At 44.1% G+C, this 26,450-nt stretch carries 28 protein-coding genes; 26 read left to right on the forward strand and 2 right to left on the reverse strand.

Translation table 11 applies throughout. The features are described 5' to 3' along the window. Positions 1–11: 11 nt before the first annotated feature. The 8 genes from JMN17_RS03540 (at position 12) to ypjB (ending at position 6,088) form a co-directional block, all read left to right on the forward strand. Entirely contained in the window at positions 12–1,283 is a 1,272-nt protein-coding gene (locus tag JMN17_RS03540) for a tetratricopeptide repeat protein (protein ID WP_087990526.1), read from the forward strand. 71 nt (positions 1,284–1,354) lie between these two features. After that, positions 1,355–1,894 carry a ReoY family proteolytic degradation factor gene (locus JMN17_RS03545; protein WP_087990525.1) on the forward strand — a complete coding sequence of 180 codons (540 nt, stop codon included), beginning with the start codon at positions 1,355–1,357 and terminating at the stop codon, positions 1,892–1,894. Positions 1,895–1,948: 54 nt separating this feature from the next. Beyond that, positions 1,949–2,395, forward strand: a complete 447-nt coding sequence (locus tag JMN17_RS03550) for a YpiF family protein (protein WP_202327404.1) — start codon at positions 1,949–1,951, stop codon at positions 2,393–2,395. A gap of 142 nt (positions 2,396–2,537) precedes the next feature. After that, entirely contained in the window at positions 2,538–3,041 is a 504-nt protein-coding gene (locus tag JMN17_RS03555) for a ubiquinol-cytochrome c reductase iron-sulfur subunit (RefSeq protein ID WP_003230627.1), read from the forward strand. Between the two features lies 1 nt (position 3,042). Further along, positions 3,043–3,717, forward strand: a complete 675-nt coding sequence (gene qcrB, locus JMN17_RS03560; protein ID WP_003225560.1) for a menaquinol-cytochrome c reductase cytochrome b subunit — start codon at positions 3,043–3,045, stop codon at positions 3,715–3,717. Between the two features lie 34 nt (positions 3,718–3,751). After that, positions 3,752–4,519 carry a menaquinol-cytochrome c reductase cytochrome b/c subunit gene (locus JMN17_RS03565; protein WP_087990523.1) on the forward strand — a complete coding sequence of 256 codons (768 nt, stop codon included), beginning with the start codon at positions 3,752–3,754 and terminating at the stop codon, positions 4,517–4,519. A 112-nt stretch (positions 4,520–4,631) separates the two neighbouring features. Next, a complete protein-coding gene (locus JMN17_RS03570) occupies positions 4,632–5,225 on the forward strand; it encodes a DUF1405 domain-containing protein (RefSeq protein WP_176365269.1) in 594 nt (197 codons plus the stop codon). 68 nt (positions 5,226–5,293) lie between these two features. Further along, positions 5,294–6,088: a sporulation protein YpjB gene (ypjB, locus tag JMN17_RS03575; protein WP_087990522.1), complete on the forward strand. Its 795-nt coding sequence runs from the start codon at positions 5,294–5,296 to the stop codon at positions 6,086–6,088. Positions 6,089–6,374: 286 nt separating this feature from the next. Here ypjB and JMN17_RS03580 read toward each other — a convergent pair whose 3' ends face one another. Continuing rightward, on the reverse strand, positions 6,375–7,247 hold the full coding sequence (locus tag JMN17_RS03580; RefSeq protein WP_087990521.1) for a YitT family protein: 873 nt from the start codon (positions 7,245–7,247) through the stop codon (positions 6,375–6,377). 139 nt (positions 7,248–7,386) lie between these two features. Here JMN17_RS03580 and JMN17_RS03585 point away from each other — a divergent pair, with 139 nt between their 5' ends. From JMN17_RS03585 to JMN17_RS03670, 18 genes are all read left to right on the forward strand, one after another. Continuing rightward, positions 7,387–7,722, forward strand: coding sequence for a nucleotide pyrophosphohydrolase (locus tag JMN17_RS03585; protein WP_039074303.1), 336 nt, complete (start codon positions 7,387–7,389; stop codon positions 7,720–7,722). Between the two features lie 11 nt (positions 7,723–7,733). Beyond that, the gene (dapB, locus tag JMN17_RS03590) at positions 7,734–8,537 is read left to right on the forward strand and encodes a 4-hydroxy-tetrahydrodipicolinate reductase (RefSeq protein ID WP_202327406.1); all 804 of its coding nucleotides are present in this window, start codon (positions 7,734–7,736) and stop codon (positions 8,535–8,537) included. 15 nt (positions 8,538–8,552) lie between these two features. Further along, the gene (gene mgsA, locus JMN17_RS03595) at positions 8,553–8,966 is read left to right on the forward strand and encodes a methylglyoxal synthase (RefSeq protein ID WP_087990519.1); all 414 of its coding nucleotides are present in this window, start codon (positions 8,553–8,555) and stop codon (positions 8,964–8,966) included. Further along, entirely contained in the window at positions 8,959–9,669 is a 711-nt protein-coding gene (gene bshB1, locus JMN17_RS03600) for a bacillithiol biosynthesis deacetylase BshB1 (RefSeq protein WP_202327408.1), read from the forward strand. The genes mgsA and bshB1 overlap by 8 nt, the downstream gene beginning before the upstream one ends. Then, the gene (gene bshA, locus JMN17_RS03605) at positions 9,666–10,799 is read left to right on the forward strand and encodes an N-acetyl-alpha-D-glucosaminyl L-malate synthase BshA (RefSeq protein ID WP_087990517.1); all 1,134 of its coding nucleotides are present in this window, start codon (positions 9,666–9,668) and stop codon (positions 10,797–10,799) included. Before bshB1 ends, bshA begins: the two co-directional genes overlap by 4 nt. A gap of 4 nt (positions 10,800–10,803) precedes the next feature. Beyond that, positions 10,804–11,997, forward strand: coding sequence for a CCA tRNA nucleotidyltransferase (locus JMN17_RS03610; RefSeq protein WP_202327410.1), 1,194 nt, complete (start codon positions 10,804–10,806; stop codon positions 11,995–11,997). Continuing rightward, positions 11,982–12,959: a biotin--[acetyl-CoA-carboxylase] ligase gene (locus JMN17_RS03615; RefSeq protein ID WP_202327412.1), complete on the forward strand. Its 978-nt coding sequence runs from the start codon at positions 11,982–11,984 to the stop codon at positions 12,957–12,959. The genes JMN17_RS03610 and JMN17_RS03615 overlap by 16 nt, the downstream gene beginning before the upstream one ends. Positions 12,960–13,203: 244 nt before the next feature. Next, on the forward strand, positions 13,204–14,037 hold the full coding sequence (gene panB, locus JMN17_RS03620) for a 3-methyl-2-oxobutanoate hydroxymethyltransferase (RefSeq protein ID WP_087990514.1): 834 nt from the start codon (positions 13,204–13,206) through the stop codon (positions 14,035–14,037). A gap of 1 nt (position 14,038) precedes the next feature. After that, a complete protein-coding gene (panC, locus tag JMN17_RS03625) occupies positions 14,039–14,899 on the forward strand; it encodes a pantoate--beta-alanine ligase (RefSeq protein WP_087990513.1) in 861 nt (286 codons plus the stop codon). Between the two features lies 1 nt (position 14,900). After that, a complete protein-coding gene (panD, locus tag JMN17_RS03630) occupies positions 14,901–15,284 on the forward strand; it encodes an aspartate 1-decarboxylase (RefSeq protein ID WP_087990512.1) in 384 nt (127 codons plus the stop codon). A 125-nt stretch (positions 15,285–15,409) separates the two neighbouring features. Next, positions 15,410–18,205, forward strand: a complete 2,796-nt coding sequence (dinG, locus tag JMN17_RS03635; RefSeq protein ID WP_202327419.1) for an ATP-dependent DNA helicase DinG — start codon at positions 15,410–15,412, stop codon at positions 18,203–18,205. A gap of 142 nt (positions 18,206–18,347) precedes the next feature. Further along, on the forward strand, positions 18,348–18,518 hold the full coding sequence (locus tag JMN17_RS03640; RefSeq protein WP_003225588.1) for a YpmA family protein: 171 nt from the start codon (positions 18,348–18,350) through the stop codon (positions 18,516–18,518). Positions 18,519–18,526: 8 nt separating this feature from the next. Next, complete coding sequence (gene tseB / locus JMN17_RS03645) at positions 18,527–19,012, forward strand: cell wall elongation/penicillin-binding protein regulator TseB (RefSeq protein WP_202327421.1); 486 nt, start codon at positions 18,527–18,529, stop codon at positions 19,010–19,012. Between the two features lie 22 nt (positions 19,013–19,034). Then, a complete protein-coding gene (gene aspB / locus JMN17_RS03650) occupies positions 19,035–20,216 on the forward strand; it encodes an aspartate transaminase AspB (RefSeq protein ID WP_202327423.1) in 1,182 nt (393 codons plus the stop codon). A 143-nt stretch (positions 20,217–20,359) separates the two neighbouring features. Continuing rightward, on the forward strand, positions 20,360–21,652 hold the full coding sequence (asnS, locus tag JMN17_RS03655) for an asparagine--tRNA ligase (protein WP_148961503.1): 1,293 nt from the start codon (positions 20,360–20,362) through the stop codon (positions 21,650–21,652). Positions 21,653–21,746: 94 nt separating this feature from the next. Continuing rightward, on the forward strand, positions 21,747–22,445 hold the full coding sequence (gene dnaD, locus JMN17_RS03660; protein ID WP_087990508.1) for a DNA replication protein DnaD: 699 nt from the start codon (positions 21,747–21,749) through the stop codon (positions 22,443–22,445). Positions 22,446–22,463: 18 nt separating this feature from the next. Further along, positions 22,464–23,123 (forward strand): endonuclease III, encoded by a 660-nt coding sequence (gene nth, locus JMN17_RS03665; RefSeq protein ID WP_087990507.1) that lies wholly within the window; start codon positions 22,464–22,466, stop codon positions 23,121–23,123. Next, positions 23,120–23,614 carry a YpoC family protein gene (locus JMN17_RS03670; RefSeq protein WP_087990506.1) on the forward strand — a complete coding sequence of 165 codons (495 nt, stop codon included), beginning with the start codon at positions 23,120–23,122 and terminating at the stop codon, positions 23,612–23,614. Before nth ends, JMN17_RS03670 begins: the two co-directional genes overlap by 4 nt. A gap of 73 nt (positions 23,615–23,687) precedes the next feature. Here JMN17_RS03670 and JMN17_RS03675 read toward each other — a convergent pair whose 3' ends face one another. Next, a complete protein-coding gene (locus tag JMN17_RS03675; protein ID WP_202327425.1) occupies positions 23,688–26,429 on the reverse strand; it encodes a PBP1A family penicillin-binding protein in 2,742 nt (913 codons plus the stop codon). Positions 26,430–26,450 lie beyond the last annotated feature (21 nt).

A 26,450-nucleotide genomic window follows, 5' to 3' on the forward strand; every position in this document is an offset into this window, starting at 1 on the left:
ACCGGTCCGATTTGAATACATTGATTCAAGAAGCCATAAAATTAGTTGAAGCAGGTGAAACAGAAAAAGGCCTCAATACTCTGTCAAAAGCCGAAAAACAGCTCCATGATGAAGATAAAGCCATCGCAGCCCAGCTGTATTACGAGTGGGGCAATGTAGAAAAAGCGATTTCACTGATCAGTGACTTACATGATTTATATCCGAATGAAACAGAACTGACGAATTTTTATGCTGAACTTTTAATAGATATTGACGAAGAAGAAAAAGCCCTCGCTGTGCTGGAAACCATTCCGGAAACAGATCCATCATATCCGGAAAGTTTGCTGCTTATGGCGGATCTTTATCAGATGCAGGGGTTATTCGAAGTCAGTGAACAAAAGCTTTTACAAGCAAAGTCCATTTTGGCCAATGAACCCATTATTGATTTCGCACTGGGTGAACTTTACTTTACTCAGGGAGCCTATGCAAAAGCGGTTCAATATTTTAAAACAACGGCTGAGGAGCAGAGTGAGATCGGTGGCGTTAACGTCCATCAAAGACTTGCAGAATCGTTAAGTGCCTCAGGTGAATTTGAGGATGCCATTCCGTGGTACGAGAAAGCTGCTGATGAGAATCCTGATCCTAATACGATTTTCGGCTATGGGTTTACAGCCTTACAGGCGGGGTTTGTTAAAACAGCGATTAAGCAGCTGTCTGATTTAAAGGGGCTTGATCCGTCTTATTCTTCACTTTATATGCCGCTTTCGAAAAGCTATGAAGCTGAAGGAATGTATGAAGAGGCATTAAAAACGGCAAAAGAGGGTATCAGTTATGATGAATATAACAAAGAACTTTTCCTCTATGCTGCAAAAATGGCCTTGAAAATCGGGAAGTCAGAAGATGGGAAAAAGCTGCTTCAGGAGGCGCTTGCGCTTGATCCGGGCTTCGTCGAAGCACTTCATACACTGCTTGCCGTGTATCATAAAGAAGAGGATTATGAACTGATCATTGATCTTATTCAAGAGGTGCGCGGCTACGGAGAAGAAGATCCGAAATACAACTGGTATCTTGCAAGCGCATATACCGAATTGGAGCATTACGAGAAAGCAAAACAATCCTTTGAGGCTGCCTTTCTTCACTACCGGGATGACAGAGATTTCTTATATGAATACGGAAGCTTCCTGTTAGAAGAAGGCCTTCAAAAAGAAGCGCTGCCGCTTTTGAAAAAGGTTCTTGAAATTGACGGAACCAATGAAGAGCTGGAAGAAACGATTTTGCGAATCGAAGATGAATTTTCTAGATAAGCAGGAATGATCACCATTCATGTGGAACATATAAGTATATAGATTATACGAACGATAGAGGAGGGAATTACATGCAGACCCCTGTTTCTGTCAATGAGAAAAAGGATTTTATCCGTTGGTTTTTAAACCATTATCAGTTAAAGCGCCGAGAGTGCGTTTGGATCTTGAACTACTTAATGAGCCATGATTCTCTCATGGAGAAGGTTCATTTTGTAGAGCAGGCAGAATTTTGTCCGAGAGGCATCATCATGTCAACACATTGTGTTGAAGAAGTTCCGTTTCGGTTCTATAAAGAGAATGTCATGACAACCGACGCGGAAAAATCTTTTCATGATATTAGATTAAATAAACAGCAGGATTTGTTTATCCAGCTTAATTTCCGTTCAGCTTACAGCTCACCTGAGTATGCGGCGGTGCTGGAGTCCAATCCGCATATTCCAAAGGATCTGTTTGAGAACAAAAAAGATCAGGGGTTGGCTGAACAAATTTTGGAGCACGCTATTTCTACATTCCAAAAAGAAAAATTATTAAAAGATATTGACGACGCGCTAGATCGTCATGATAAAGACGCATTTGAACAATTATCGCGCCAATTGAATCAGCTCACATAATAAGACCAGCCTTGCAGCGTATTGCAAGGCTTGTTGTCGTAAAGGGGGAGAACGATGAGGTGGAGAATCACTGATGCCAAGGACTATTTACAAGCAAAAGATTATATTGATACCGCTGTCATTCCACTAATTAACATTAAAGTAGGGGGCCATTTCAAAATGGCGGCCGAGAAAGGCGAATTCACGCAGCTTCTGTCAGAAGAACTGGAAAGGCAGCTAAAGGGACGGGTATATTTACTGCCCCCTTATACATATGTTGATAGAAATGAAAAAACCGTTCATGGACTACAAGATTTACGGGAAGAGCTCATATCAGAATTTCCGCATGTTGTGTTGCTCACATCTGACGAAAATTGGAAAAACGAGCATGCATTAGGTGAAATCATTGTGACACCGTCTGTTCCGTTAGAGCATTTGAATGACTCTTTAAAAAGAAAAATATTAGATGAACGCACTGCTGAAATTTTGAACGTTTTGTTACAGTTGTGGAGCGCTTCATAAAAACACTTACATTTCCTGATAAACAATATTTTGGCTATATTGACCTTGTTGAGAGATTCATATATTATGAGGGTGTCTAGTGTTATTGCAATATTTTCTATTTTAGTCAGTTTGCAGGGGTGACCTAGAGGGGGGAGAAAAGATGGGCGGAAAACATGATATATCCAGACGTCAATTTTTAAATTATACGCTTACAGGCGTAGGGGGTTTTATGGCGGCTAGTATGCTCATGCCTATGGTTCGCTTCGCACTCGACCCGGTATTAAAATCGACAGGAAAGCAGGATATGGTTCAGGTTGTCAGCGTAGATGAGCTGACAAAAGAACCGCAGCGTTTTGATTTCAAAATTAATCAAGTCGATGCCTGGTATGAGTCAGAAGAGTCAAGATCAGCCTGGGTCTTCAAAAACGGGGATGAAATTGTAGCGCTTTCGCCAATTTGCAAACATTTAGGATGTACGGTGAACTGGAATAGTGATCCTAAAAATCCGAATAAATTCTTTTGTCCATGCCATTACGGACTCTATGAAAAGGACGGCACCAATGTCCCGGGCACGCCGCCGCTAGCGCCTCTTGATCATTATGAGCAAGAAGTAAAAGACGGCTTCCTGTATCTTGGAAAAGCAAAGCCTAAGGGGGAAGGGTGACATGCTGAACAAAATTTATGACTGGGTAGATGAGCGGCTTGATATTACACCGATGTGGAGGGATATTGCCGATCACGAAGTACCGGAACATGTAAATCCCGCCCATCATTTCTCTGCGTTTGTGTATTGCTTTGGAGGATTGACGTTTTTTGTAACCGTTATCCAAGTGTTATCTGGAATGTTTTTAACGATGTACTATGTGCCTGATATTAAAAATGCCTGGGAATCGGTATATTATTTGCAAAATGAAGTGGCATTCGGCCAGATTGTCAGGGGGATGCACCACTGGGGTGCGAGCCTGGTCATTGTGATGATGTTTTTACATACGCTGAGGGTCTTTTTCCAAGGGGCGTATAAAAAGCCGCGCGAGCTGAACTGGATTGTCGGTGTGCTGATCTTTTTTGTCATGCTCGGGCTTGGCTTTACAGGTTACTTGCTGCCTTGGGACATGAAGGCTCTGTTCGCAACAAAAGTCGGGCTGCAGATCGCTGAAGCCACGCCTTTGATCGGGACGCAAGTCAAAACACTCCTTGCGGGGCACCCGGATATTGTAGGCGCCCAAACGCTGACTAGGTTTTTTGCGATCCATGTATTCTTTCTTCCTGCCGCATTGTTCGGGCTGATGGCTGCACATTTTATTATGATCCGAAAGCAGGGGATTTCAGGACCGCTTTAAACTCTTGATCTGCGAATAAAAGGGAGGGGATGACATGCACCGGGGCAAAGGGATGAAATTTGTAGGCGACTCAAGGATACCGGCTGAAAAAAAGCCGAATATACCGAAGGATTATTCGGAGTATCCCGGGAAAACAGAGGCTTTCTGGCCGAATTTCTTGTTGAAGGAATGGATGGTTGGCGCTGTCTTTCTGATCGGTTTTCTTGTTTTGACGATTGTGCATCAGCCGCCTTTGGAGCGGATGGCGGACCCGACTGATACTGGTTATATTCCGTTGCCGGATTGGTATTTTCTTTTCTTATACCAGCTGTTGAAGTATGAATACGCCGCCGGGAGCTTTACAGTGGTCGGCGCCATGATTATGCCGGGGCTCGCTTTTGGCGCCCTGCTTTTGGCGCCATTTCTTGACAGAGGAACGGAAAGAAGGCCTTGGAAGCGTCCTGTTGCTGTCGGTATGATGCTTCTGGCCATTTCCGCTGCTGTATTTTTGACGTGGCAGTCAGTTGCGACTCACGACTGGGCCAAGGCAGAAGAACAGGGAAAAATCACAAAAGAAGCCGACATTGACACCAATGCGGAAGGATATAAGATTTTTAAGGAGCAGGGCTGTATTTCTTGCCATGGGGATAACCTTCAAGGGGGAGCGGCCGGGCCTTCATTAGTGGACACTGGACTGAAACCGGAAGAAATCAAAAAAATCGCTGTCGAAGGGAAAGGCCAAATGCCGGCGGGTGTGTTTAAAGGGAATGATAAGCAGCTCGAAGAACTTGCGAAATTCATTTCGGAAACAACCGCAAAATAAACATATTGTGAATGGTGTAATGGAAGGATATACTTTGAATATCAAAAGCTGACCCGGCGTCAGCTTTTTTATATGGACACCTTATTTTTTACAGACTGAGAGTTGATATGATGTGAAATGGTTTCAATATGTATTAGGACAGCGCCCGATGCTGATTCTTGTCTTAGCCATTAATTTTCTGGGAACGGTTTACGGGTACTATTGGTACTTGCCGCAGCTTCTGGAGACACCGGCCCGTTTCCTGATTTTTGTTCCGGACAGTCCGACAGCAACATTTTTCTTTCTGTTTGTGCTGCTCGCCTTTATCATGAAACGGAACGCTCCGCTCTTTGAGGCGCTTGCGCTAGTCACCCTCGTAAAGTACGGTCTATGGGCGGTCGCTATGAATTTTCTTGTGCTGGCTGTAACAGGTGACTTGCCGTGGGAGGGCTATATGCTGATTGCCTCGCATTTTGCAATGGCGGTCCAAGGCGTATTGTACAGTCCGTATTTTCGTTTTTCTTTTTGGCATCTTGCAATTGCTGCAGTCTGGACGCTGCATAACGATGTCATTGATTACTTGTTTGACATGATGCCTCAATACTCTATGCTTTCTGATTATATGACAGATATAGGGTACGGAACATTTTGGCTCAGCATCTTTTCAATCGGGCTAGCTTACTTTTTAGTGGTTTCAAAAAAGCAAACAAAGCTTGACCTGATGTAAAGACAATCTTGGTCTATCCTTGTCCCTTTCTTCATATTCTGTAAGGAGAGAGAGTGGGAGGGACCTGCATGAAACGAAAGCTGACGATCTGTTTGTTGATTGCTCTTATTTTTTATAATGGAAATGCCAAGGCTGCAGAGCGGGGAAGCCTCGAAGAATTGAATGATTTATCCGATACAGTCTTTCAAATGACCCGCCAGTCGAAATATGAAGAGGCGCTGCAAGTCTTGGATTATTTTGAAAAAACATTAAAATCCGCTGAAAAAAAACAGCAAGACCTCATGCTAACCGGAGCCCAAATCCGTCAAATCACACTGGGCTATAACGATATGGTACGGAGCTTAAAGCAGACTGATACATCAGATATACAAAAACTCAGAGCAGCCGCGCAATTCAGAATGCTGGTGGATGCGGTTGAGAATCGATCCGTTCCGCTTTGGGGCTCACTGGAAAAACCGATTATGGAAGCCTTTGCTGAACTTAAGCAGGATGTTCAAAAGAATGAAAGCACGAGCTTTCATGAAAAATGGAATGAATTTATCAGTTTATATGATTTGATTTATCCCAGTCTTACAATCGATGTATCAGAGGATCAGCTTGAAACAGTCGGAAAACATATAGAAGTCATTGAGCAAGAGGAATTTCAGCAAATGACCGAGAGCACGAAGCTTGAACGGCTATCCCTTCTTCAGCATGATCTGAAAAACGTATTTGACAGGGTGGAAGAGGATGATGCTGATCCGTCTTTGCTCTGGGTGATGATCACAACCGGCAGTATCATTATTACTGCTCTCACCTATGTCGGCTACAGAAAATACAAAGCGGAAAAAAACAAGCTGAAAAAACGGGACTACCCTAAATAAGCATGAGGGGCGGCAGCTGCCTCAGCGTGTCGGCAAACCCTCGCATTCGTTGTCAGTCCTGCGCGTTGGTGCTCGCGTAAAAAAAGATCAGCGGCTAAAAGCTAGAGCGCCCTGCTCAGACGCCGCTGTCACCGCATCCTGCGGAAGCCTGCTCCAATGCTCGTCCTTCCTAGACTTCAAAGGTTTTCAATCACGCTGAAAAGATGACAAAATCCTAAAACGAAAGTCGTTTTAGGATTTTGTCAACAATCTGAGGCGGCGGCAGCCGCCTTTTTATAATTAAATATCAGCGGGGAAGCGGATTTTTATTTTCATCAAGCGTAAATCCTTCTCCGAGCACATCGTGGACATCGCTTACCGCCACAAAGGCATGAGGATCAACGGAGTTAATCACACTTTTCAGCATTACCAATTCGTTTTTCGGCACCACACAATAAAGGACATCTATATCCTCTTTTGTATAGGAACCCTGTCCTTTCAAAATGGTGACGCCTCGTTCCATTTCTTCAAGAATCTTTTTCTGAATCCGGTCGTTTTTCGATGAGATGATCGTAGCGCCTTTAGCAGTGTATCCGCCTTCCTGAATAAAATCAATGAGTTTTGCAGCTACAAATACAGCCACCAGGGTATACATCGCTTCTTTATAGGAGAGATAAGTAAGCAAAGACAAAATGATGACGCAGGCATCGAAAGCAAACATCGTTCTGCCCATCGGAATCCCAAAATACTTATTGACCAAACGGGCGATAATATCAACCCCGCCTGTCGTTCCGCCAAACTTAAATATAATTCCTAATCCGGCTCCGATAAACACGCCGGCAAATAAAGCAGCGAGCGCTAAATCATGCTGAAGAGGCATATGTATTTCATATCGCTGAAAGATGCTGAGGAACAAAGACAAGGCGACAGTGCCGACAAGGGTATAAACAAACATAGTCCTGCCAAGTAAACGCCAGCCGATAAAAAAGATCGGGATGTTCAAAACCAGGTTCGAGATAGAGGGGCTGATATGGAAAAGGGCATAAAGCAAAAGTGTAATACCTGTAAAACCGCCCTCAGCCAGATTGTTCTGCATATTGAAATGAACCAAGCCGAATGAAAAAATTGCCGCTCCGATTAAAATGAAAAATATGTTTTTTAATCTAATTTCTCCAAGCATCACACAAAACCCCTTTTCCTTCCATTGGATAGCGTTTATATTATAGTGGATGAAAAAGAAAACAGCAAACGTGCTTAAACATTTGTCAAACGTATCTGAATTAGCTAACATGTAAGAGGATGATAGGAGGTTTCGTGCAGTGAGTGAAAAAACAATGAAAGACATACAGGCTGAGGTAGACCGTTACATTGGCCAATTTAAAGAAGGGTATTTCAGCCCGCTTGCCATGATGGCAAGGCTGACCGAAGAACTGGGCGAGCTTGCCAGAGAAGTCAATCATCGTTATGGAGAAAAACCAAAAAAAGCGACTGAAGATGATAAAAGCATGGAAGAGGAAATGGGCGACGTGCTGTTTGTGTTGGTTTGTTTAGCCAACTCACTTGATATTTCATTAGAGGAAGCCCACGACCGAGTGATGTATAAATTTAATACGAGAGATAAAGATCGCTGGACTAGAATAGAAGAAGGAAAGTAGAGGAGATCATGATGTCAAACGAAACAATTAAAGTAGTCATTGCAGGGCCGCGTGGAAGAATGGGGCAGGAAGCTGTGAAATTGGCGGAACGAACACCTCAGTTTGACCTTGTTGGGGCCATTGACCATACATACGACCGGCAAAAATTATCTGATGTGATGTCTGTTGAGTCAGAGGCTCTGATTTACACAGATATCCATGCCTGCTTTACAGAAACACAGCCGGATGTCTTAATTGATTTAACAACGCCTGAAATTGGGAAAATACATACAAAAATTGCATTAGAGTACGGAGTTCGTCCTGTTGTCGGAACGACCGGTTTCTCAGAAGATGATTTAAATGAGCTCACGTCTCTAACAGAAGAGAAGGGAATCGGAGCCATCATCGCTCCAAACTTTGCACTTGGTGCGGTGCTGATGATGAAATTTTCGAAAATGGCTGCCAACTACTTTGAGGATGTAGAAATTATTGAGCTTCACCATGACCAAAAGCTTGACGCACCGAGCGGAACTGCACTTAAAACAGCGGAAATGATTTCAGAAGTCCGTAAAGAAAAACAACAAGGACATCCCGATGAAAAAGAAATTCTCCCAGGAGCAAGAGGAGCGGAGCAAAACGGTATCCGCTTGCACAGCGTGCGTCTTCCGGGGCTGATCGCACATCAGGAAGTCATGTTCGGCATGGATGGCCAAACGCTTCAGATTCGCCACGATTCCTATAACCGCGCTTCTTTCATGTCAGGTGTTAAACTGTCAGTCGAACAAGTCATGAAGATTGACCAGCTTGTGTATGGATTAGAAAATATCATTGATTAGACAGGGGGATAAATGATGAAAATTGCTTTGATCGCGCATGACAAGAAAAAACAGGATATGATTCAATTCACGACTGCCTATCGGAATATTTTGAGGCATCACGACCTATACGCAACCGGAACAACGGGGTTGAAAATTCAAGAGGCGACAGGTCTTCAAATTGAACGTTTTCAATCCGGCCCTTTAGGGGGAGACCAGCAAATCGGCGCACTGATTGCAGCCAATGCACTCGACCTTGTCATTTTTTTGCGCGACCCGCTGACCGCGCAGCCGCATGAACCGGATGTCTCGGCATTAATCCGGTTATGTGACGTGTATTCCATTCCGCTCGCCACAAATATGGGTACCGCGGAGATTCTTGTCCGCACCCTTGATGAAGGTGTTTTCGAATTCCGCAATCTTCTTAGGGGAGAAGAGCCGAATGTATAATGCTGACGTTCTTGCTTTTGGCGCCCACAGTGATGATGTCGAGATCGGAATGGGCGGCACAATCGCAAAGTTTGTCAAACAAGGAAAAAAAGTAATGATATGCGATTTGACCGAAGCGGAACTCTCTTCAAACGGAACGGTCAGTTTACGTAAAGAAGAAGCAGCTGACGCAGCCCGTATATTAGGCGCAGAAAAAAGAATGCAGCTGACGCTTCCAGACCGCAGCCTGATGATGAGTGATCAGGCCATTCGGGCGATTGTCAGTGTGATCAGAACCTGCCGGCCAAAAACAGTTTTTATGCCATATAAAAAGGATCGCCATCCGGATCACGGCAATGCCGCTGCACTGGTGGAAGAAGCAATCTTTTCCGCAGGAATCCATAAATATAAAGATGAAAAGAGCCTTCCCGCGCATAAAATAAGCAAGGTTTACTACTATATGATAAATGGTTTTCATCAGCCTGATTTTGTCATTGATATATCGGATACAATAGAGGCCAAGAAACAAAGCCTTAATGCCTACAAAAGCCAGTTTATACCGTCAAAGAATTCAGTTTCAACTCCTCTGACGAATGGCTATATCGAGATCGTTGAAGCGAGAGAAAAGCTTTACGGTAAAGAAGCGGGTGTGGAGTATGCCGAGGGTTTCTTTTCCAAACGGATGCTGTTGCTCGATCATGATGTGCTTGGGGGCGAACAATGAAAAAACTAAAAATAGGGATCACATGTTATCCGAGCGTCGGAGGCTCAGGTATCATTGCGACAGAACTGGGGAAGCAGCTTGCTGAAAAAGGACATGAAATCCATTTTATCACATCAAGCATCCCGTTTAGACTGAATACATATCACCCCAATATTCATTTTCATGAGGTTGAGGTTAATCAATATGCTGTTTTTAAGTATCCGCCGTATGATTTGGCATTGGCAAGCAAAATTGCTGAGGTGGCGGAACGGGAGAATTTAGACATTATACATGCTCACTACGCTCTCCCGCATGCCGTTTGCGCCTATCTAGCAAAGCAGATGCTGAAACGGAATATCGGCATTGTGACAACTTTGCATGGCACGGATATTACGGTGCTAGGCTATGACCCGTCTCTAAAAGATCTTATCCGTTTTGCCATTGAGGCATCAGACAGGGTGACCGCTGTCTCCTCAGCGCTTGCAGCTGAAACGTACGATTTAATTAAACCGGAGAAAAAAATAGAAACGATTTATAACTTTATAGATGAGCGCGTGTATTTGAAGAAAAACAATGGAGCGATTAAAGAGAAACATGGTATTTTACCAGACGAAAAAGTCGTCATCCATGTGTCTAACTTCAGAAAGGTCAAACGCGTGCAGGATGTCATCCGCGTGTTCCGGAATATCGCCGGCAAAACGAAAGCCAAGCTGCTTTTAGTCGGGGACGGCCCGGAGAAGTCGACGGCCTGTGAGCTTGTCAGAAAATATGGATTGGAAAACCAAGTCTTAATGCTTGGAAATCAAGACCGTGTTGAGGAGCTTTATTCTATTAGCGATCTGAAACTGCTGCTGTCCGAAAAAGAAAGCTTCGGACTTGTCCTGCTTGAAGCGATGGCTTGCGGAGTGCCTTGTATCGGAACAAACACTGGCGGTATCCCGGAGGTTATTAAAAACAGTGTGAGCGGATTTTTGGTGGATGTCGGCGACGTTGCAGCCGCAACAGCCTGCGCGATGCGTATTTTAGAAGATGAACAGCTAAGCAAGGGTTTTACAAAGGCGGCAATGGAAATGCTAAAAAATGAATTTTCTTCACAAAAAATTGTCAGCCAGTATGAACAGATTTATGCCGATTTAGCAGAACCGGAGTGATCATATGGAACAAGTTTTTATCAAAGCGCTTCCCGTGCTCCACACCTTAATTGAAGCGGGCCACCAGGCTTATTTTGTGGGAGGCGCAGTTCGAGACAGCTATATGAAACGAACGATCGGAGATGTCGATATTGCGACTGATGCGGCACCGGATCAAGTAGAACGGCTGTTTCAGCGGACGGTTGATGTAGGAAAAGAGCACGGGACCATTATTGTGCTCTGGGAAGATGAAACCTATGAAGTCACGACATTCCGGACTGAATCAGAGTATGAGGATTATAGAAGACCTTCAGAAGTGAACTTTATCACATCATTAGAAGAGGATTTGAAACGCAGGGATTTGACGATTAACGCGATGGCCATGACAGCGGAAGGTCAAGTGCTTGATTATTTTGGCGGCAAGAAAGATATTGATCAGAAGCTGATTCGAACCGTCGGAAGGCCCAAGGACAGATTTCAAGAGGATGCGCTTCGCATGCTGAGAGCCGTACGTTTTATGAGCCAGCTTGGCTTTACGCTTTCACTAGAAACAGAAGAAGCGATCACGAAGGAAAAAACACTCTTATCCCATGTTTCAGTTGAACGAAAAACAATAGAGTTCGAGAAACTGCTAAAGGGAAGAGCGTCCCGCCAGGCGCTTCAAACTCTCATTCAAACTGGGTTGTACGAAGAACTGCCTGGTTTTTATCATAAACGAGAGAACCTGCTTGCGGCGAGTGAGTTTTCGTTTGACTCTTTAACATCCCGTGAGGAGCTTTGGGCTGCGCTTTTAATTGATCTTGAAATAGATTTGAAAGATGCGCCGCTTTTCCTGAAAGCATGGAAGCTTCCGGGAAAAGTAATGAAGGAAGCCATTCACATTGCCTATACGTTTGGCCAAAGCCTTGACGCTATGTCAATGTACGAGGCTGGGGAAAAAGCACTTCTTTCAGCGGCCAGAATATCACAGCTTCGGCAAAACGAAAAACTAGATGAAGAAAAATTGAAGGACATCCAAAACGCTTATCAAAGCCTGCCGATTAAAAACCTTAAGGATCTTGATATCACGGGTAAGGATTTGCTTGCTCTGCGAAACCGGCCTGCCGGACAATGGGTGTCGGAAGAATTACAGCGGATTGAGCAGGCTGTTTTGACGGGAAAGCTCTCCAATCAAAAGAAGCACATAGAGGAGTGGCTGAAGACATGCGGTCAACATTAAGAAAAGATCTTATTGAATTATTTTCTCAGGCTGGAAATGAATTTATTTCCGGCCAAAAAATCAGTGACGCCCTCGGCTGTTCCAGAACTGCTGTGTGGAAGCATATTGAAGAGCTTCGGAAAGAGGGCTATGAAGTAGAAGCTGTTAGGAGAAAAGGATATCGTCTCATCAAAAAGCCCGGGAAACTCAGTGAAAGTGAAATTCGCTTCGGACTGAAAACGGAAGTGATGGGCCAGCACCTTATTTATCACGACGTTCTATCAAGCACGCAAAAAACGGCGCATGAGCTTGCAAATAATAACGCAGCAGAGGGCACTCTCGTCGTGGCTGACAAACAAACAGCCGGCAGAGGGCGAATGTCAAGGGTGTGGCATTCCCAAGAGGGAAACGGTATTTGGATGAGCCTGATTTTACGGCCTGACATTCCGCTCCAAAAAACACCGCAGCTCACATTACTTGCTGCAGTAGCTGTTGTGCAGGGAATAGAAGAGGCAGCAGGCATCCAAACGGATATAAAATGGCCTAATGATATTTTGATTAACGGAAAAAAAACAGTCGGCGTCTTAACAGAAATGCAGGCCGAGGAAGACCGCGTACGTTCGGTCATCATCGGGATCGGCATTAACGTCAATCAGCAGTCGGATGATTTTCCAGATGACCTGAAGGACATTGCGACAAGCCTCAGCCAAGCCGCCGGAGAAAAAATTGACCGGGCCGGTGTCATCCAGCATATCTTGCTTTCCTTTGAAAAACGGTACCGGGATTATATGACGCACGGTTTTACGCCGATTAAGCTTTTATGGGAAAGCTATGCGCTGGGAATCGGCACTAATATGAGGGCCAGAACATTAAATGGAACATTTTACGGGAAGGCGTTAGGTATAGATGATGAAGGTGTTCTTCTTTTAGAAACGAAGGAAGGCATTAAAAAAATCTATTCTGCCGATATAGAATTAGGTTAATGTGTTGGTACAAGCCCGTTGATTTTGGTATACTTCCATTGGGCAGTATCGCCTGCGAACTGCACCTATTATAAAAATAGATTGACATTGCAGCAGTCTGCCTTGATCCAAAAAAGGACTGGGACAGAGGGATGAAACTCGCCGAACTTTAGAAAGTGAAGAATCCTTCTCGTGTAACGGAAGGTTTTTTGGCTTGTATAAGAAAACGGCAGCTCATCTCCTCTAAACATGAGGAGGAGAAAACATGAAAACAAAACTCGATTTTCTAAAAATGAAGCAGACTGAAGAACCGATTGTGATGCTGACCGCTTATGATTATCCGGCAGCTAAGCTTGCTGAACAAGCGGGAGTTGACATGATTTTAGTCGGTGATTCACTCGGAATGGTCGTCCTCGGACTTGATTCAACTGTCGGCGTGACAGTTGCGGACATGATCCATCATACAAAAGCCGTTAAAAGGGGCGCGCCAAATACATTTATCGTAACGGATATGCCGTTTATGTCTTATCACCTGTCCAAGGAAGATACGCTGAAAAATGCAGCGGCTATCGTTCAGGAAAGCGGAGCCGACGCACTGAAGCTTGAAGGCGGAGAAGGCGTGTTTGAATCCATTCGCGCATTGACGCTTGGGGGCATTCCGGTAGTCAGTCACTTAGGCCTGACACCGCAGTCAGTCGGTGTATTGGGTGGATATAAAGTACAGGGCAAAGACGAACAAAGCGCCAAAAAATTAATAGAAGACAGTATAAAATGCGAAGAAGCAGGAGCTATGATGCTTGTGCTGGAATGTGTGCCTGCAGAACTCACAGCCAAAATTGCCGAGATGCTAAGCATACCTGTCATCGGAATCGGTGCCGGTGTGAAAGCGGACGGACAAGTTCTCGTTTATCATGATATTATCGGCCACGGTGTAGAGAGAACACCTAAATTTGTAAAGCAATATACGCGAATTGACGAAACAATCGAAACAGCAATCAGCGGATATGTCCAGGATGTAAGACATCGTGCTTTCCCTGAACAAAAACATTCCTTTCAAATGAATCAGACAGTGCTGGACGGCTTGTACGGAGGAAAATAAGATGAGACAGATTACAGATATTTCACAGCTGAAAGAAGCCATAAGACAATACCAGTCAGAGGGGAAGTCAATCGGATTTGTTCCGACGATGGGCTTTCTGCATGAGGGGCATTTAACCTTGGCAGACAAAGCAAGACAAGAAAATGACGCCGTCGTTATGAGTATTTTTGTGAATCCTGCGCAATTCGGTCCTAATGAAGATTTTGAGGCATATCCGCGCGATATTGAGCGGGATGCGGGCCTTGCAGATAACGCAGGCGTCGATATTCTTTTTACGCCTAGTGCCCATGATATGTATCCTGGCGAAAAGAATGTCACGATTCGCGTCGAAAGACGCACGGATGTTTTATGCGGACGCTCAAGAGAAGGACATTTTGACGGTGTTGCAATTGTACTGACGAAGCTGTTCAATCTTGTGCAGCCGACCCGTGCCTATTTCGGTTTAAAGGATGCACAGCAGGTGGCGGTTGTTGATGGCTTAATCAGCGATTTCTTCATGGATATTGAACTGGTTGCTGTCGATACAGTCAGAGAGGAAGACGGCTTAGCCAAAAGCTCCCGCAATGTATACTTAACTGCTGAGGAAAGAAAAGAAGCGCCTAAGCTGTATCGGGCCCTTCAAACAAGTGCGGAGCTGATCAGAGCCGGCGAAAGAGACCCTGAAGCGGTGATAAAAGCGGCGAAAGAAATCATTGAAACGACAAGCGGCACCATTGACTATGTGGAGCTTTATTCCTATCCGAAACTCGAGCCTGCGGACAAAATGGAAGGAAAGGTCATTCTGGCTGTTGCAGTTGCTTTTTCAAAAGCGCGTTTAATAGATAATATCATTATTGATATTCGAGAAATGGAGAGAATATAATATGTATCGCACGATGATGAGCGGCAAGCTTCACAGGGCAACCGTTACGGAAGCAAATCTGAACTATGTGGGAAGCATTACAATTGATGAAGATCTTATTGATGCAGTGGGAATGCTTCCTAATGAAAAAGTGCAAATTGTGAATAATAATAATGGAGCGCGTCTGGAAACGTATATTATTCCTGGTGAACGCGGAAGCGGCGTCATCTGCTTAAACGGTGCAGCCGCACGCCTTGTGCAGGTAGGAGATAAGGTTATTATCATTTCCTACAAAATGATGTCTGATCAAGATGCGGCAAGCCACGAGCCAAAAGTGGCTGTTCTGAATGATCAAAACAAAATTGAACAAATGCTGGGGAACGAACCAGCCCGTACAATGTTGTAGAAGAAAAGCCCCCTTTATCGGGGGTTTTCTTTTAAGATTTTGAGAGTAAAACGGTTTTGCCGCTCCATTTCCGTACAAAACGTGTTACACTTTTGTCGTATGCAAGAATTGAGGTGTCCATTTTAATGAATAAGCAACGGTTCGTTGTTATAGATGTAGAAACAACAGGGAATTCGCCGAAGAAAGGCGATAAAATCATACAAATCGCAGCGGTTGTAATTGAAAATGGACAAATTACTGAGCGGTTTTCAAAATACATTAATCCAAATAAATCCATTCCTGCTTTCATTGAGCAGCTTACAGGAATCTCCAATCAAATGGTAGAGCATGAACAGCCGTTTGAGGCTGTCGCTGAGGAAGTGTTTCATTTGCTTGACGGCGCTTATTTTGTCGCCCACAATATCCATTTTGACCTTGGATTTGTCAAGTATGAGTTACATAAGGCGGGCTTTCAGCTCCCAGATTGTGAAGTGCTGGATACTGTCGAACTCTCCCGTATTGTTTTTCCGGGGTTTGAAGGGTATAAGCTGACCGAATTAAGCGAGGAGCTTCAACTGCGGCATGATCAGCCGCACCGGGCTGACAGCGACGCTGAAGTGACAGGGCTTATTTTTTTGGAAATCCTTGAAAAGCTGCGGCAGCTTCCTGATCCGACATTAAAACAGTTAAGAAGACTTTCGCAGCATTTTATCAGTGATCTGACGCATTTGTTGGATATGTTCATTTATGAAAACAAACATACCGAAATACCCGGCTATGCGCGCTTTTCTTCCTTTTCTGTCAGAGAACCTGCAACGATCGATGAACGTGTCAATGAAGACGGAAACTTCTCATTTGAGATGGAAAATTGGGAAGCGGGCAATGAAAAAGCGCTGTCTGCGTTAATGCCCGGTTATGAAAAAAGAGACGGCCAAATGATGATGATCAAAGAGGTGGCTGAAGCGTTTGCGAATCGTGAGCATGCGCTGATTGAAGCTCCTCCGGGAATCGGAAAAACGATTGGCTACCTCATTCCGGCTGCGCTTTTTGCCAAGAAATCAAAAAAACCGGTCATTATCAGCACGTATTCAACGCTTTTACAGCAGCAGATTTTGACAAAGGATTTGCCGATTGTCCAAGATCTGTTTCCATTTCCGGTAACAGCGGCGGTTTTAAAAGGACAATCGCATTATTTATGCCTGTATAAATTCGAGCAGGTGCTTCATGAAGAAGATGATAATTATGATGCCGTATTGACAAAGGCACAGCTCCTCGTTTGGCTGACTGAGACAAACACAGGAGATGTAGCTGAACTGAATCTGCCTTCAGGCGGAAAATTGCTGTGGGACAGATTGGCTTATGACGAGGGCTCCTATAAAAGAAGTCGACATGAAAGTGTGACCGGGTTTTATGAGCGTGCCAAGGAGATTGCCATGCGTTCCGATTTGGTGATTACCAACCATTCCCTTTTGCTGACCGATGAAGGTAGCCAGAAAAAAAGACTCCCTGAAAGCGGCACATTTATTATCGATGAAGCCCATCATTTTGAACGTGCGGCGAGCGAACATTTAGGAAAAAGAGCCACGTATATAGAATTGCATTCTAAATTGAACAGAATCGGCACTCTGAAGGAACAGGGGCTTCTAAAAAAGATGAGACAGCTATTTCAGCGAAACAGCCTGCCCGTTGATTCTTTTTTCGAATTGGAAGAGTGGATTCAGCACATCCAAGCAGAAAGTGATGCTTTCTTCAGCTCTGTGCATTCTTTTGTCAAACGAAGAAAACCTAAAGAAGACTTAAACCGTCTAGTCTATAAGGTGAACAAAGAAAGCCAAGATAAAAGCTGGCCTATTTTAACGGATGGAGCAGAGAGGCTTTGTTCCATGCTGACACATTTGCAGCAGCTTTTTGAGGCACAGTCGGCTCTGATGGAAAAACATCTGACGAGTATGAAGAGCAAAACCGCTTATTTAGCCGATGAATATCAAAGAGTCATGAAAGGCTTGCAGCATTACTGTCTAACGTTGCAGAAGCTGTTCTTCGAGTCTGATGACGATGAAGCGGTTTGGGTTGAAATAGACGCAAAGGGAGCAAAAAACGCAGTGGCCATTTACGCACAGCCGCTTGAACCTGGTGAACTCCTGGCTGATCAGTTTTTCGCGCGCAAAAACAGTGTGGTGCTGACATCTGCAACCCTTACTGTCGAAGATTCATTTCAATTTATGATTGAACGTCTGGGACTGGATGACTTTTTCCCGCGAACAATGAGAATTGAGTCGCCTTTTTATTACGATGAGCGCATGCGGGTGATGATTCCAAAAGAAATGAAATCAATTCAAGATACAGGGCAAACTGAATTTATACAGGATACGGCCCGTTATATTGAACTGATGGCAAAGGAAAAACAGCCCAAAATCCTTGTGCTGTTCACGTCTCATGATATGCTGAAAAAGGTTCATCAGGAGCTGAAGCAAGCGATGAGTGCTTCCGGCATTCAGCTCTTGGCGCAAGGAATTTCAGGCGGAAGTCCAGGCAAACTGATGAAAACTTTTAAAACATCCAATCAGGCGATCTTGCTTGGTACAAATCACTTTTGGGAAGGCGTTGATTTTCCTGGTGATGAGCTGACAACGGTAATGATCGCAAGGCTTCCATTCCGGTCCCCTGATCATCCGCTTCATGCTGCGAAATGTGAGCTTGCCCGAAAACAAGGGCGGAATCCGTTTCAAACAGTATCACTTCCGGAAGCTGTGCTGACCTTCAGGCAAGGAATCGGCCGTTTGCTGCGGACAGCGGGAGACAAAGGGACGATTGTCATATTGGACAGACGGATTAAAACGGCAGGTTATGGCCGGTTGTTTCTTGATGCCCTGCCGACAACTTACGTATCCGAAATGACTGACAGCGAGCTTGAGGCTTACGTTGCATGGGAAAAAGAATAAAAGCCGCATAAAGCGGCTTTTGCGGTGTGGGAATAGGATGGTGTTTTATTTAAAAGCGGTTTTGCCGCTCTGTGATACTAGTATGGCATGTCCTAAAACGGAGTATGACTAACAATATTTGTTCAAACTGGAGGATGAAAAAATGGAAAGCAAAATCGAGATTCTTTCAACAATTAATGTAGAGCATTCTGATGACCTTTATAAAATTGTAGACACACTGAATCGGACACTGAAAAGAGATAATCTGATGTTCGGTCTTGCGCTGGATGAAGAAAACAAAAACCAAGCCGTTTTTACCATTTATCGTACGTAGGTGAGAAGATGAGAAAAAAAGCATTAATATTTACCGCCATTTTTGGTATTATTTTTTTAGCAGTACTTCTTGTCTCGGCAAGCATTTATAAATCAGCCATGGCACAAAAGGAAGAGGGGCACGAAGCAGCAGCTGCTGAAGCTAAAAAAGAAACCGATCTCGCCAACGTTGATCAAGTCGAAACATTTGTCGGAAAAGAAAAATATTATGTTGTAAAGGGAACGGACAAAATAGGAAGCAAATTATATGTCTGGGTTCCGGCCGATAAAAAAGCAAAAATTCTCTCAAAAGAAGCAAAAGAGGGAATCTCCGAAGACAAAGCGGCGAAAATCATACAGGATGAAGGACTGGTTTCAAAGCAAAAAGAGGTTCATCTGGCAAGAGAGGGAAATGTCCTGCTTTGGGAAGTAACGTACTTAGACAAAGAAGGTCAATACAGTTTAAGTTATGTGGACTTTACAACTGGAAAGATTCTCAAAAATATGACGCCTTAAGACGAATTAGGGGGAGTTCAAGTTGAAACTGGCAAAAAGAGTATCCGCATTAACACCGTCTACCACACTGGCAATCACAGCAAAAGCGAAAGAACTGAAAGCGGCAGGCCATGATGTCATCGGCCTAGGGGCAGGCGAACCTGACTTTAATACACCGCAGCACATCATTGATGCCGCTGTACGTTCTATGAACGAAGGCCATACGAAGTACACGCCTTCAGGTGGTCTGGCTGAACTCAAAAACAGCATTGCAGAGAAATTTAAACGTGACCAGAATATTGATTACAAACCGTCTCAAATGATTGTCTGCACAGGTGCCAAACATGCTCTGTACACCCTTTTCCAAGTGATTTTGGATGAAGGAGATGAAGTTATTATTCCAACACCTTACTGGGTGAGCTATCCGGAGCAGGTGAAACTCGCTGGCGGAAAGCCTGTTTATGTAGAAGGGCTTGAGGAAAATCATTTCAAAATTTCTCCTGAACAGCTGAAATATGCGATCACGGAAAAAACAAAAGCGATCGTCATTAATTCTCCAAGCAACCCGACTGGTGTTATGTATACGGAAGACGAACTGGCGGCGCTCGGTGAAGTGTGCCTTGAACATGACATCCTGATTGTGTCTGACGAAATTTATGAAAAACTTACATACAGCGGAAAGAAACACGTTTCCATTGCACAGCTGTCTGACAGCCTGAAAGAGCAAACGGTTATTATTAATGGCGTGTCGAAGTCACACAGCATGACGGGCTGGAGAATCGGTTATGCGGCGGGGGCCGAAGACATTATTAAAGCAATGACTAACCTTGCAAGCCACAGCACGTCAAATCCGACATCAATCGCACAGTACGGAGCGATTGCTGCTTATAACGGGCCTTCTGAGCCGCTGGAAGAAATGAGAGAAGCGTTTGAACATAGATTAAACACGATCTACGCAAAGCTTTTAGAGATCCCCGGGTTTAGCTGTGTGAAGCCGGAAGGTGCTTTTTACTTGTTCCCGAATGCAAAAGAAGCAGCTCAAACTTGCGGTTTCAAAGATGTAGACGAATTTGTTAAAGCGCTTCTTGAGGAGGAAAAAGTTGCGATTGTTCCTGGCTCCGGATTTGGCTCTCCTGATAATGTACGCCTTTCTTACGCAACATCGTTAGAACTTCTTGAAAAAGCGGTTGAGAGAATCAAACGTTTTGTAGAAAAACATAGCTAACAGATCAAAAAGCGGCTGACAGAAAAGCCGCTTTTTATCTGCATTGACCCGGCTAGTTAAGAGCGGGTATAATAAAGTGATGATAAAAGAGTTCGCGGGGCAATGGGCTTCCGAATGTCTTTCTTGTTTTGGAGGGAAATATGTTGAAAACAACAATCAACCAAGTGTACAAACACGTAGGTGAGGAAGTAACGATCGGAGCTTGGGTCGCTAATAAGCGTTCAAGCGGGAAAATCGCGTTTTTGCAGCTGCGGGACGGCACCGGCTTTATTCAAGGTGTCGTAGTCAAAGCGGAAGTGGAAGAAAGCATTTTCCAAACAGCTAAATCAGTGACGCAGGAAACGTCACTCTATATAAAAGGGATTGTCAAAGAGGACGAGCGTTCTCCGCTAGGTTATGAGCTAGCTGTGACAGGTATTGAAGTCATTCACGAAGCGACTGATTATCCAATTACGCCAAAAGAACACGGCACAGAATTCTTGATGGATCACAGACATTTATGGCTTCGTTCAAAACGCCAGCATGCCACCATGAAAATTCGTAATGAAATCATTCGCGCGACTTATGAATTTTTTAATAACGAAGGCTTCGTAAAAGTGGATCCGCCCATTCTGACTGGAAGCGCGCCTGAAGGAACAACAGAGCTCTTTGCGACAAAGTACTTTGAGGAAGATGCTTACCTGTCTCAAAGCGGCCAGCTCTACATGGAAGCTGCGGCAATGGCTTTAGGAAAAGTATTTTCCTTCGGGCCGACATTCAGAGCGGAAAAATCTAAAACAAAACGCCACTTGATCGAATTCTGGATGATCGAACCGGAAATGGCGTTTGTACAATTTGAAGAAAACCTTCAAGTGCAGGAAAATTACGTTTCTTTCATTGTGCAATCCGTACTTAAGAATTGCAAAATTGAATTAAACACATTAGGAAGAGACACATCAAAACTTGAGCAAATCAAAGCTCCGTTCCCAAGAATCACGTATGATGAAGCGCTTGATTTTCTGAAAGAAAAAGGCTTTGACGATATCGAGTGGGGAGACGACTTCGGGGCGCCTCATGAAACAGCGATTGCGGAACACTATGACAAACCGGTTTTCATCACTCGCTACCCGACGTCCTTAAAACCATTCTATATGCAGCCGGCTTCTGACCGCGAGGATGTCGTGCTCTGCGCTGACCTGATTGCGCCGGAAGGATATGGAGAAATCATCGGCGGATCTGAACGGATTCACGATATGGAGCTTTTGGAAGCGCGTCTTAAAGAACATGGACTGGATTCTGACGCATATAAATGGTATGCTGAACTTAGAAAATATGGATCAGTTCCTCATTCAGGCTTCGGCCTTGGATTAGAGCGGACAGTAGCTTGGATCAGCGGAGCGCCTCACGTTCGTGAAACCATTCCGTTCCCAAGACTGTTAAACCGTCTATATCCATAATACATTCAAATGAAACAAGAAAAAGAGTCTCCTGCAAGGGAGACTTTTTACAGTAAAGGGGAAAACATGATCCTTTACAGTAAGAGGTGTGACGATGAAAAAACAGCAATTTATTGATATGCATGAACAGGGAACGTCAACAATCCCTAATCTTCTGCTTACGCATTATAAACAGCTCGGGCTTAACGAAACAGAACTTATTCTGCTCTTAAAAATTAAAATGCATTTAGAAAAAGGATCTTATTTTCCTACACCGAATCAGCTGCAAGAAGGGATGTCAATTTCTGTTGAAGAATGCACAAACAGATTGAGGATGTTTATTCAAAAAGGTTTTCTGTTTATTGAAGAATGTGAGGACCAAAACGGTATCAAATTTGAGAAATATTCTCTTCAGCCTTTATGGGGCAATCTGTACGAGTATATACAGCTTGCACAGAATCAAACGCAGGAAAGAAAAGCAGAAGGGGAACAAAAAAGCCTTTATACCATTTTTGAGGAAGAGTTCGCAAGGCCGTTATCACCTTTGGAGTGTGAAACACTGGCCATTTGGCAGGATCAAGATCAGCATGACGCACAGCTGATCAAACACGCCTTAAAAGAGGCGGTACTGTCAGGGAAACTCAGTTTCCGCTACATTGACCGGATTTTGTTTGAGTGGAAGAAAAACGGGCTGAAAACTGTGGAGCAGGCAAAAATCCACAGCCAGAAATTCCGGCGGGTACAAACCAAGCAGACTGAACCGCAAAAAGAGTATAAAAGGCAAGTTCCTTTTTACAATTGGCTTGAACAATAAAGTGAAAAGGTGACAATCGTGTTAAATCTAAAACAAATTGAATTCTGTTTGGACAAGATAGGCGACATGTTTCCCCACGCAGAGTGTGAACTGGTTCATTCCAATCCTTTTGAATTAGTGGTGGCAGTCGCTTTATCTGCGCAATGTACAGATGCACTTGTAAACAGGGTGACCAAAACATTATTTCAAAAATATAAACAGCCGGAAGACTATCTGGCTGTTTCGCTGGAAGAACTTCAGCAGGATATTAAATCAATCGGTTTGTATCGTAATAAGGCAAATAACATCCAAAAATTGAGTAAAATGATTATTGAAGATTACGGCGGAGAAGTGCCGAAAGACCGCGATGAGCTTGTCAAACTGCCTGGTGTCGGAAGAAAGACCGCCAACGTCGTAGTATCTGTTGCCTTTGGCGTGCCGGCCATTGCTGTAGACACCCATGTGGAGAGAGTCAGCAAACGTTTGGGAATCTGCCGGTGGAAAGACTCGGTGCTGGAAGTGGAAAAGACGCTGATGCGCAAGGTGCCAAAAGAAGACTGGTCTGTTACCCATCACCGGCTTATTTTCTTCGGCAGATATCACTGTAAGGCCCAGTCTCCGCGCTGTGCGGAATGTCCGCTGCTGTCTTTGTGCAGAGAAGGGCAGAAGAGAGATAAAAAAGGACTGGTGAAACGATGACGCAAGCGAAAGACGTGTTGGCTTCCTATGAGCAGTACTTAAGCAGTCTTGGCCAGATGAACTCCCTGGATATATCAGAAGCCTTGAGAATCAACCCTGTGTATGTTGACCTCTGTTTGGAATCTCAAGGTGTTTTGCCATGGGAAGACAGCGGCAAGTACGTTCCGCTTTTATTTGAAGTGTGGGAAGACATTAAAGAATCACTTCTCCCAGTCTTTCAAACACGAAAATCGAGATGTGACCAAAATGACATGCTGAAGGGCATTGTATGTTTGCTCGCTTCGTTCCACTGGACAGCGGGTGAGCGGGTAAAATCGCTCGATTGGCCAGAACTAACGGAAAAATCATTTCCCGTGAAGCCAATCAATTGGCCTGAACGAGTAGAATTTATTCTTCTAAAGCCGACTCAATACCATTGCTTTATTCAGCTTGATGAGCTATTTGCTGAAATGAAAAAGCATTTTTATAAATACCATGCGATGAATCGCTAAAACCTCCCCTTAAAAGGGGAGGTTTTTTATGATGAAGAAAAAGCCATCACCCAATAGAGTGACGGCTTTTTGTTTAATTTGCTTTTTCAGTTGATGATGAATTCGTTTGTGTTTTGTCAGATGTATTTGTTTTGTTTTTATTTGTATCAGAGCCTGATGAATCATTTGTATCTGAGTTCGAATCATCATCCGACGTACCCTGATTGTTGCTGTTGTTATTGTTGCTGTTATCGTTGGTTTGGTCTTGATTGCTGTTGTCGGACGGATTGGTGTTCGTGTTGTCTTGTTTTTTGTCTTGATCGTTCGTTGAATCATCTGTCTGATCTTGATCTGTCTGACTGTCATCTGTTTGCGAATCATCAGTCTGTGTATCATCCTGAGATTTATCTTCATCTTGCTTTTCATCATCGGTTTTCTCTTCGTCGTCTTTATCTTCTTCATCCTCAGCCTTCGGCACTTCATACGAAGTGGCGGCTGTATCGCTGCGGACATCGTCGCTGATGGCTGTTACTTGGAATTTATACACAGACCCAGGCTGCACACCGGATATGACGGCTTCTTTTGCAGAACTGTTCTGAATCTCTGAGTAGCTGCCGCCATCGACAGACTGCTTCACTTCGAAGGTGGCATCACCGTCATATTTCCAGCTTAATGTCAGAGATTGATTGTCTTTATCATATTTCACGTTTAAGCCAGTCGGTTTATCTGTTTCTTCTTTTTCATACGTTTTAGAAACAGTGGAAGGGGCAGTGCCTTTGACAAAGTACTCCGTGAGCTTTTTATCGCTTGGCGTATTCGGCCCTGCCAGTTTTGCCGGATTAGAGCCTTTTTCTACAGTGGCTTCAACTACGCTGTCAGGCTTCTCAAACGATCCGCTTCCGTCATCGACATCGGCAATGAGCTGGGCGAAGATTCGTTTTGCGACTTTTTGCTCTTCAGCAGAAAGTGATTTCTTTCCAGCATCGTTTTCTTCCATACCCGTCCAGACGGCTGCTGTATATTGCGGTGTGTAACCGACGAACCAAGAATCTCGAGCACCGCCGCTTGCGATATTGTACCTTTGGACTTCACTTTCATCAAAGTTTGTAGTCCCGGTTTTACCGGCTACTTCTATCCCAGGTACTTGAGCGAGCTGTCCTGTACCTGTCTTAACAGCTGTTTTCAGCATATCTGTAATCATAAACGCAGTATAGTCACTCATTGCTGACTTTGATTTCGGTGTTAAATCAAGCTTCGTACCATCGTTGAATTCGATGGATTTTACAAAATGCGGTTCATTATATGTTCCGTTATTTCCAAACGCACTGTATGCGCCTGCCATTGTCAGAGGAGAAACACCATCGTCTCCACCAAAACCGCCAATTGAGTAGGCCTCTGGTACATTATCCTTTGTTAATCCCAGTCCAAGTCCATTTGCAAAGTCTACAGCAGTATCTTTACCAGCTGCCTGGAATGCTTTTAAGGCTGGTATATTTCTAGATTGTGCAAGTGCATAACGCATAGAGATAGGCCCTAGATATTTACGGTCCCAATCACGGATTGGTTTTCCGTTAGAATAAGTGTAAGCTGAGTCATCAATTTGTTCATACGTAGACCATTTTTTGTTTTCAATAACTGGACCGTAGTCTAAAATCGGCTTTATGGTCGAACCAGGCTGTGCCTTAGTTTGAGTTGCATAGTTAAAGCCTCCGACAGGCTGATTGCGCCCAGCACCAATCGCGCGGACTTCTCCGTTTTTTGTATCGAGAAGGGTAACGCCGCCCTGCATGCCTTCAGTAAATCCGACGGTGTCTCCGTCCATTAATTCATCTAGTTTGTCTTGTGCTTTTGTATCTAATGTCGTATAAATTTTTAATCCGTCAGTTCCTGGATTGACATCAGATTTTTCTTCAATTTCTTTCATGACTTCTTCAACAAACGCGCTGTATTTGTTTGAATTGTTTTTTTCATATTCCTTTTGTGACACAACGCCTTCGTCTTTCATCGCCACATTTTTGGCTTTATTAAATTCAGAATCAGAAATAAATCCTTGCTTTTTCATCAGACTGAGTACGATGTTCCGTCTTTTTTCCGCTTTATCCGGGTTTTTAACGGGATTGTACGCTGTCGGGCTTTGCGGCATGCCCGCAAGTGTTGCCGCCTGTTCCACAGTCAATTTGCTTAAATCTGTGACGCCGAAAAATTCCTCCGCCGCTTTTCCGATTCCATATGCTCTAGGAGAAAAATAAATCCGATTTAAATACATTTCTAAAATTTCGTCTTTAGAGTAATTGCGCTCCAGCTGAATCGAAAGCCACACTTCCTGCACCTTCCGTTTCAGCGTCTTCTGATGAGAAAGAAGGGAGTTCTTGACAACCTGCTGGGTGATCGTACTTCCGCCTTCAGCTCCGAAACCGTCTGTAAAGTTGGCGACTACGGCGCCTCCGATACGGACAGGGTCAATCCCATGGTGTTCATAAAAACGGGCGTCCTCTGTCGCAATAAAAGCTTCTTTTACAGTATCAGGAATTTCATCTATTGAGACGTAGGTTCGCTTTTCGGAGCCGTATTCAGCAATTTCTTCTCCATTTCTATCATATATTGTCGAAGAATAAGGCGTCTTTAATTTGTTTTCGTCAAGTTTTGGCGCATCGGAAACCATGACAGCAAATGTGACGGCACCGCCAACTACACCTAAAACAAACAGAATGAGTAAGGTAAAAAGAGTCTTTTTAAACCATCCGCCTTTTTTTCGTTTCTTGCCTTTTTTCGGTGAAGGACTCGATTTGCTGTTCGCTTTTCGTCGAGCTTCACGGCTGTTAAATTGATCTGACATAACATCTCAACCTTTCGTTAA

It is taken from the genome of Bacillus sp. RHFS10 (assembly GCF_016757475.1).
Taxonomy (GTDB): Bacteria; Bacillota; Bacilli; order Bacillales; family Bacillaceae; genus Bacillus; species Bacillus subtilis_G.